The sequence below is a fragment of the Companilactobacillus zhongbaensis genome, from assembly GCF_003946515.1.
GTDB lineage: Bacteria > Bacillota > Bacilli > Lactobacillales > Lactobacillaceae > Companilactobacillus > Companilactobacillus zhongbaensis.
Map to the genome: position 1 here is coordinate 1 of NZ_RHOM01000050.1, position 7,133 is coordinate 7,133.

Consider the following 7,133-nt stretch of genomic DNA (forward strand, 5'->3'; position numbering starts at 1 on the left):
TAAGGCTTCCAAGAATATCAAAGCTACTTACACTTTGAAGAAGAATAAAAAGAAGATTGCCAAGAAAACTATCACATTGAAAAAGAATGCCACTGTTACTGATGGTCTTAAAAAAGGCTGGAAAGTTAACGACAAAGGCGGCTTTATCACAGCTATCGACGGTCACAAACAAAATAACAAGAAGAAAATTTACTGGACATTCACTGTTAATGGCAAACAAGTTAACGTTTCAGCTGACAAAAAGAAATTACACAACAAAGACAAAGTTGTTTTCAAATTATCAAAATATAACGGTTAATGATTAAATTAAAATATGAGATGAGGATAAATTCAATATCCTTATCTCATATTTTTTTGCATAAATAAGTAATTTTACAATCTACCAATTAACGTCTCCATCTTTTCAAAACGACTTAATTCTACGGGCTATAAATAACTTAATTTGCCAGTGTATAACGTTTCAGATTAAGCTACCACTAAGTTATAATAACCATATCGAAAGGAGATCAATCTAATGAAATATACGAAAACCAAAGCAGTATTAAATCAACTCGTTGCCGATTTGAGCCAGATGTCAATGATTATCCATCAGACGCATTGGTACATGCGTGGACCCAACTTTTTGAAGTTGCACCCCTTGATGGATGAGTTCATGGAAGAAATTGACAGCCAACTCGATGTCATTTCTGAACGGCTGATTGCGCTTGATGGCAGTCCTTACTCGACCTTAAAAGAAATGGCCGAAAACACTAAGATTCAAGACTGGCCTGGTGAATGGGACAAAACAACCCCAGAACGCCTCGCACACTTAGTTGATGGCTATCGTTACTTGGAAGACCTTTACCAACACGGCATTGAAGTATCCGATGTTGAAAAAGACTTCAGTACCCAAGATATTTTCATTGGTCTCAAAACCGCAATTGAGAAGAAAATCTGGATGATTCAGGCAGAGCTTGGGTCGGCGCCGGAAATTGATGAATAAAATAATATTAAAAAATCGGTAGGCTTAAACATTGCTAACGCTTATATCAGTGCTGCTATTTAATTAAAATGCGACATCCCAACAACGGGGTGGCGCATTTTTGTTTGCAATGCGGTGACAAATAGGCCGGAAACAAAATAAGTGAGTGATAACTCATTTTAATGTTGACAAACCGAGATGTACTGATTATACTAAGGCCATTAAGTGAGTGAGTATACACTCGTTTTGAGAAAGAGGGTTATTAAAATGGCAACGGATTATGTCATCGCCAAGCAGGTCAGCAAGCACTTTGGTCATCAGCAAGTGCTCAATCAGATTGATTTGACACTGCCGGCTGGAATGATTTATGGCTTGATTGGGCCATCAGGAGCTGGGAAGACCACCTTGATCAAGAGTATTTTAGGGATGGAAGCTGTGGATAGTGGCACTGTTAAAGTCATGGATACGGTGATGCCTAATAGGGCGGTAATGGCACAAGTAGGGTATATGGCCCAAAGTGACGCTTTGTATGAGACACTAACGGCCCGTGAAAACCTGACCTTGTTTGGGCAATTGATGAGCGTTCCAAAAATAAAGTTAGCACAAATGATTGATTATGCAGCCGGATTAGTTGATTTAACGTCCCAATTAGACAAGCGGGTCAGTGGCTATTCGGGTGGGATGAAACGGCGCTTGTCGTTGGCAATTGCCCTGATTCAGGATCCCCAATTATTGATTTTAGATGAACCGACCGTTGGGATTGATCCAGAATTACGGCAACAAATTTGGACCGAACTAAATAAGCTCAAGGATACCGGTAAGTCGATGCTCGTGACAACGCATGTCATGGACGAAGCAGAACGGTGTGATTATCTCATGTTGATTCGGCACGGGATTGCGCTTGCTGAGGGGACACCCGCGGCACTGAAACAACAGTATGCAGTAGATACGATCGAACAAGTCTTTTTGAAAGCGGGGCGGATGCAAGATGCGAATGATGGCAATCGTTAGACGAGTTTTTAAGCAAATGTTACGTGATAAGCGTACCTTGGCGCTGATGTTTTTGGCACCATTGCTGATTATGACGCTGATGTATTTCTTATTTCAAAACAACACGACGCAATTAGCAAGCTTGGGTGTTCATCATGTAGACCAATCCGTGGTTAACGTGATCGATACCAAAAACGTGACGATTCATCATTATGATAGTTCACAGGCACGGAAAATGATTAAGCAGCATGATCTAGATGGCTATTTGACTCAGAAAAATGGTCAATTGACGATTACTTATTCAAATAGCAATCCAACCAACACGTCTTTAATTAAGGCGAGTTTACAATCAGGATTAGTCAAGTTGAAAATGAAGACGCTGGTGACCGTTACTAAGAAACAGCGCGCGGCCCTTGAATCGCAACAAGCCGCTTTGAAGAAGCTGACAGCAGCCCAGACACAAGCAACGGTGACCAAGCTGAAGACTGCCATTGCACAAGCCCAGGCCCGCGGTGACCAGGCAACTGCTGAGAAATTACAAAAGCAACTCAAGCAAGCCACAGCCACGACGTCTAGTTCGACTCAGTCAGCTAAAGCAACCAGTTATACGACTAAGTCTCATTATATTTATGGTAGTAGTGATTCAACGTTCTTTGAAAGCTTTTTGCCAGCCTTTCTCGGTTTCTTTGTCTTCTTCTTTGTGTTCTTGATTTCTGGCGTTTCACTTTTGAATGAACGTACTACTGGAACCCTAAGCCGGCTACTTGCAACCCCAATTCGACGGAGTGAAATTATTATGGGCTATCTAATTGGTTATGGGGGCTTTGCCATCATTCAGACTGTCCTGACCGTTGTTTTTACAATTACGGTCTTCAAGATTCACTTAGTTGGTAGTATTTGGCTGGTCTTTCTGACTAACTTATTATTAGCGTTAGTGGCTTTGACCTTGGGTATCTTTATTTCCACCTTTGCTAACTCAGAATTTCAAATGATTCAGTTTATTCCACTGATTGTTGTACCACAAATCTTTTTTGCTGGGTTGGTTCCAGTCGATGGCATGGCCAGTTGGTTGCAAGCAATTGCCCACATCATGCCGTTATACTATGGTGCTAATGCGTTGACGGCTGTTGTGACAAAGGGTGCTGGGCTTGGCGATATTGGTGTCAATTTGTTAATATTAGTAGGTTTTATGGTCGTACTAACAATGTTGAATATTGTTGGAATGAAACGTTATCGGAAGGTGTGAGGATATGGAACGACCACGGATACGGGATTATTTTCAACAGGATCTAAGTCAGAATGAAACGATTACACCTAAGCAACGGGCCATCCTCCAGGCAAGTCTCGATTTGTTTGCTGAAAAGGGTTTTGACCAGACCAGTACTAGTGATATTGCACAACGGGCCGGCGTTGCGGAGGGGACGGTCTATCGGCGGTATAAGACTAAGGCTGCCTTACGGGATGCCATCTTAGCACCAATTACCGCGCACATTGTGCCAATCTTAGCGAGTGATTTTTCAGAGGATAAATTACGGCAGCGTTATCCCAGTCTACAGGCATTCGTCACAGCAATTTTTACGGACCGAGTTGCATTTGCTAAAGCTAACGTGAAAGAGTTAAAGGTCATTTTTGAAATGGTAGCTTTTGACACCGAACGACGCGAACAGATTCTTAGCCAGATTGCGCCTAAGATGGTCAAGCAGATGGGAAGTGTCATAAATCAACTAAAAGCAGATCATTTGATTGTGGATTGGCCGAATGATTTGATACTGCAAAGTTTGTTATCGCAGCTATTCGGTTACCTAGCGCAGTTAATGCTGGAATTGCCGGGAACTGAAATTGAGCGCGAACAAGCGTATTTGATTACGGTGATGACCAAAATATTGACCCCGGGTGAACATGATCAAATTACTGGTCAGTGAGCTAACTGTTACTTGATATAAACTAAAGCCACTTCTGTACTTAGCGGTCATTTAAACGCTAAGTACAGAAGTGGCTTTAGTCGTTGCTACGCGTGTTCGTTTGTTAATCTGCTAGTATCGTCATTTTATTCAACAAACTAGTTTGTAACTGGCTGAGTGTGGTCGTCATGTAGACCGGGTAAAGATCTGGGTTGACGAGCCGCTGGGTTGTTCGTGGGAGCTCGGCAAGTTTAGCCTGGGTCGTTGCCTGAATGGTTGTAACCGGAATTGACGTGGTGTTGGACAAATCTACCGGCGCGAGTAAGGGCCGGGCTTCAAAATGGGTGAGTCGCTGTTGACGGTCGACACTGAGTGGGTCACTGGTGACGACGGTTAGGCTGGTCGCATCAACGATCGTCTCGGTAGCTAGTGCAATCAAATCAGCAAAGGCCCGTTGAGTTCCTGGTTCGTACAGACGATAGACTTGCTTATCACCAGGAATCGTTAGTTTTTCGCGACTGGCACTGACCTTGATCTTGGGGGTGCTCTGACCATTGCTCTCAGTTGCCGCAAGCTTGTAGACGCCACTTAGAACCGGTGCGGACGCGCTAGTGATGAGCTTTTCACCGATACCAAAATTATCGATCGGTGCGCCTTCGTGCAACAGCGAGGTAATGATGTGTTCATCCAATGCGTTAGAAATAGTGATTTTGGCATTGGGAAAGCCAGCCGCGTCCAATTGTGTCCGGTTTTCTTAGAGTAGCAATTAGCTCATTATTTTTTTTGCTAGTCTTTGTCGCTTTTTTGCTACCTATTTGTTGATCTTTTGCTACCAAAGGTTTTGCTACCTTGTCCCTAATAATCCTTTCAGCTGTAAGGCTAATCATGTTTGTACCTTGACTATCTTTTTGTTGGTTCTTTGTTGGTAGTCTTTGGCAGTGATATTGAATAGTTTGTTTAGAGACCTTCAATTCATCAGCAAGTTCTCTAATAGTTTTAGGCATGTTTTCCAAACCCCTTTCGGAGTTCAGAAAGCATTTCTTGTCTTGTCTGATCTCTTATTTTTTTATCATGTTCGGCTTGTTTGACAGCCAATGCTTGCTTTTCAGTAGAACCTAGAGTTAACCCCTTAACTTTATCAATGGCACGCCATTTTTCCTGTTCTGTTAATTCACCATTATGCTGAATATTAAAGAGTTTTTGACGTTCATCTTGAAATTGACCTTGTGAGAAGTCGTTAGCGTCTTTCTTTTCAGGTTTCCAGGTAAACGAATAGCCAATAACTGGTTTTCCTCTGCCTTTACCATATTTTTTTCTAATCGTTAACCCTCTAAACAAAGGAGTTAATTCTTCTCTAATAGGAGCCAGAATTCTTTGGTTAACATGAAATTCTTTGTAGCTTGTTGGAATGTCTAGCAATTCATTAAAATCTGCTTTTGAAAAGTAAGCGTAACCTGTAGTGCGATAGCCCTTTAGCAAGCGGAACATCGTCTTGGCGTAGCTACTCTTTAGATCTCTAAACTCTGTTAAAGCGTATCGTACCCAACTCTCTAGATTGTTCAGCAAGGGCAAAGCGTCTTTGTAGATTTCTACGTCAACGTACGGCTCGTCTACGTCACCGTTGATCTTAAATTTGGTAAACATGACAAATCTTTCGAACGACAACCCACTTTTGCTTCGGCTACCGAAACGCAAGTCCATCAAGTGGTCGTAGGTGCGTTTAATATCTTCGATAAAGCGCCGATTGGCTGTGGGCTTGTAATTACTTAACTCTTTTAGCTGGTCAAAGCTAAAGCGGACGGTTTGGTCACCCTTATCACGCATACGAGAAATAATTGAAAAAAATAAATTCATTTCAATAGGGGTGAATTTACGTAACGGAATGGTATTTAATTCGGGTTGATATTTGACTAGTTCATTGCTCACAAAAACCCCTCCTTTTATAAATCTCTTTTATTATAACACGGTATTCTTTCTGATGTGTTCTATAAACAGACAATTTGTGTTCTATAAACAGACAATTTGTGTTCTATAAACAGACAATTTGTGTTCTATAAACAGACAATTTGTGTTCTATAAAGTTCTGTATCCCACGTTGCCGTAAGGCTGAACACACCATTAAAAGAGGTTTAAAAGAGGTTTATAAAAGAGGTATATAAGAGGCACCACTGTACGAGATACAAACCTAAAACAAAAAAACACAAAGGAGTGAGCCAAAAAACGGCTCACATTAAACTCCAGTCGCACAGCTCCTTGCGCCTCACGCTGTTCGTTGCTTAAAAGGTGTGGCAAGCTACATTAATTCGGGCGCTGCCGCCCCGAACCCCGTCCAAGCTGAGCCAGCTTGACTGCTTTTTCACTCGCCGTTAGGCAGGAAAGCAAAGTTTTATAGAAACTTTGGCTTTCGCCAATTCAGTGTTAAGACTGGTTTAGAGCTGTCAATTCCTTATGCTCCCACGCTTTGCTCGTCCGCTACCATTGACAGCAAACAGTTAGTTTTTTGAATCTTAATAAGAATCTAACTGCTATATTCGTTTTTAAGGGCCTTATTTTTCGTTTTTAGCGGTTTTGAGACTGTTTATATATATTTATACCAAAAAAAACAAAAAGCCCTCAAAAGGCTCTTAGAGGCTAAATAACGAAGCCAGGACGATTAATAATATCTTCTTGTCTTTTTTGCAAAACATAAGTATACAGGGAATCATACAAATTCTTTTTGATCTCGTCAGGTTCATTGAAAGAAGCTTCAAACAATTCTTGAATATCAACTTGCCAAGGCAATCTTAATGACTCCTAACATCAAAATAATGCTTTCAGTTTAAATTCACAGATCTTACAGCACCGTTATTCAAAATTTGTTACCAAGCTTATAAAGATTATCTGCACAAAGCAATTAAAAAATTTTGGCTTAAAGCAGCGTAATCTGCGACACTTTTTAAATATTTAAAACATAACAATCCTTAGTTAGGTGCAAACATAAATTGAATTAAAAATACAGTCAATTCAACAACAGCAGAAATTGATTTTATGGTTATCAGCAGACCGAGTGAAACGAGGTCAATGCGCACTTACACATAGAATTTATTCTATGTTGTGCTAGACCCATTAAAAACCTGTATCAGAAGTCGCCGATGGCGACAACAAAATCAAACTAATTTACCCAAAATCAATTTGATCTAACATACTTTCGGTACTTGCTTGGTCTAAGCCTAAATAAGCTAAAGTCATTGATTCACTTGAGTGATTTAGTAAGTGCATGACTAGGCCAATATTGTAATTTG

The 7,133-nt window shown here is 40.9% G+C and carries 7 protein-coding genes and 3 pseudogenes; 5 read left to right on the top strand and 5 right to left on the bottom strand.

Annotated elements, in window-relative coordinates; all coding sequences use genetic code 11:
* From EKM69_RS11720 to EKM69_RS11740, 5 genes are all read left to right on the top strand, one after another.
* The coding region (locus EKM69_RS11720; protein ID WP_164505941.1) for a DUF4430 domain-containing protein at positions 1–298 on the top strand (298 nt) is incomplete at its 5' end.
* Positions 299–514: 216 nt separating this feature from the next.
* A complete protein-coding gene (locus tag EKM69_RS11725) occupies positions 515–982 on the top strand; it encodes a Dps family protein (protein WP_003587210.1) in 468 nt (155 codons plus the stop codon).
* A gap of 246 nt (positions 983–1,228) precedes the next feature.
* Positions 1,229–1,972 carry an ABC transporter ATP-binding protein gene (locus EKM69_RS11730; protein WP_003581836.1) on the top strand — a complete coding sequence of 248 codons (744 nt, stop codon included), beginning with the start codon at positions 1,229–1,231 and terminating at the stop codon, positions 1,970–1,972.
* Positions 1,950–3,197, top strand: coding sequence for an ABC transporter permease (locus tag EKM69_RS11735; protein WP_029257797.1), 1,248 nt, complete (start codon positions 1,950–1,952; stop codon positions 3,195–3,197). The genes EKM69_RS11730 and EKM69_RS11735 overlap by 23 nt, the downstream gene beginning before the upstream one ends.
* Before the next feature lie 4 nt (positions 3,198–3,201).
* Positions 3,202–3,873: a TetR/AcrR family transcriptional regulator gene (locus tag EKM69_RS11740; RefSeq protein WP_025025373.1), complete on the top strand. Its 672-nt coding sequence runs from the start codon at positions 3,202–3,204 to the stop codon at positions 3,871–3,873.
* Positions 3,874–3,976: 103 nt separating this feature from the next.
* On the opposite strand, the pseudogene EKM69_RS11745 reads toward EKM69_RS11740, so the two are convergent.
* From EKM69_RS11745 to EKM69_RS11765, 5 genes and pseudogenes are all read right to left on the bottom strand, one after another.
* Positions 3,977–4,600, bottom strand: a pseudogene (locus EKM69_RS11745) (nicotinate phosphoribosyltransferase); the annotation flags it as partial.
* A gap of 1 nt (position 4,601) precedes the next feature.
* Positions 4,602–4,856, bottom strand: a pseudogene (locus tag EKM69_RS11750) (DUF536 domain-containing protein); the annotation flags it as partial.
* On the bottom strand, positions 4,849–5,778 hold the full coding sequence (locus EKM69_RS11755; RefSeq protein ID WP_125711248.1) for a replication initiation protein: 930 nt from the start codon (positions 5,776–5,778) through the stop codon (positions 4,849–4,851). The pseudogene EKM69_RS11750 and the gene EKM69_RS11755, both read right to left, overlap by 8 nt.
* Before the next feature lie 705 nt (positions 5,779–6,483).
* Positions 6,484–6,633, bottom strand: coding sequence for a hypothetical protein (locus tag EKM69_RS11760; RefSeq protein WP_125711250.1), 150 nt, complete (start codon positions 6,631–6,633; stop codon positions 6,484–6,486).
* Positions 6,634–7,008: 375 nt separating this feature from the next.
* Positions 7,009–7,133, bottom strand: a pseudogene (locus EKM69_RS11765) (site-specific integrase); the annotation flags it as partial.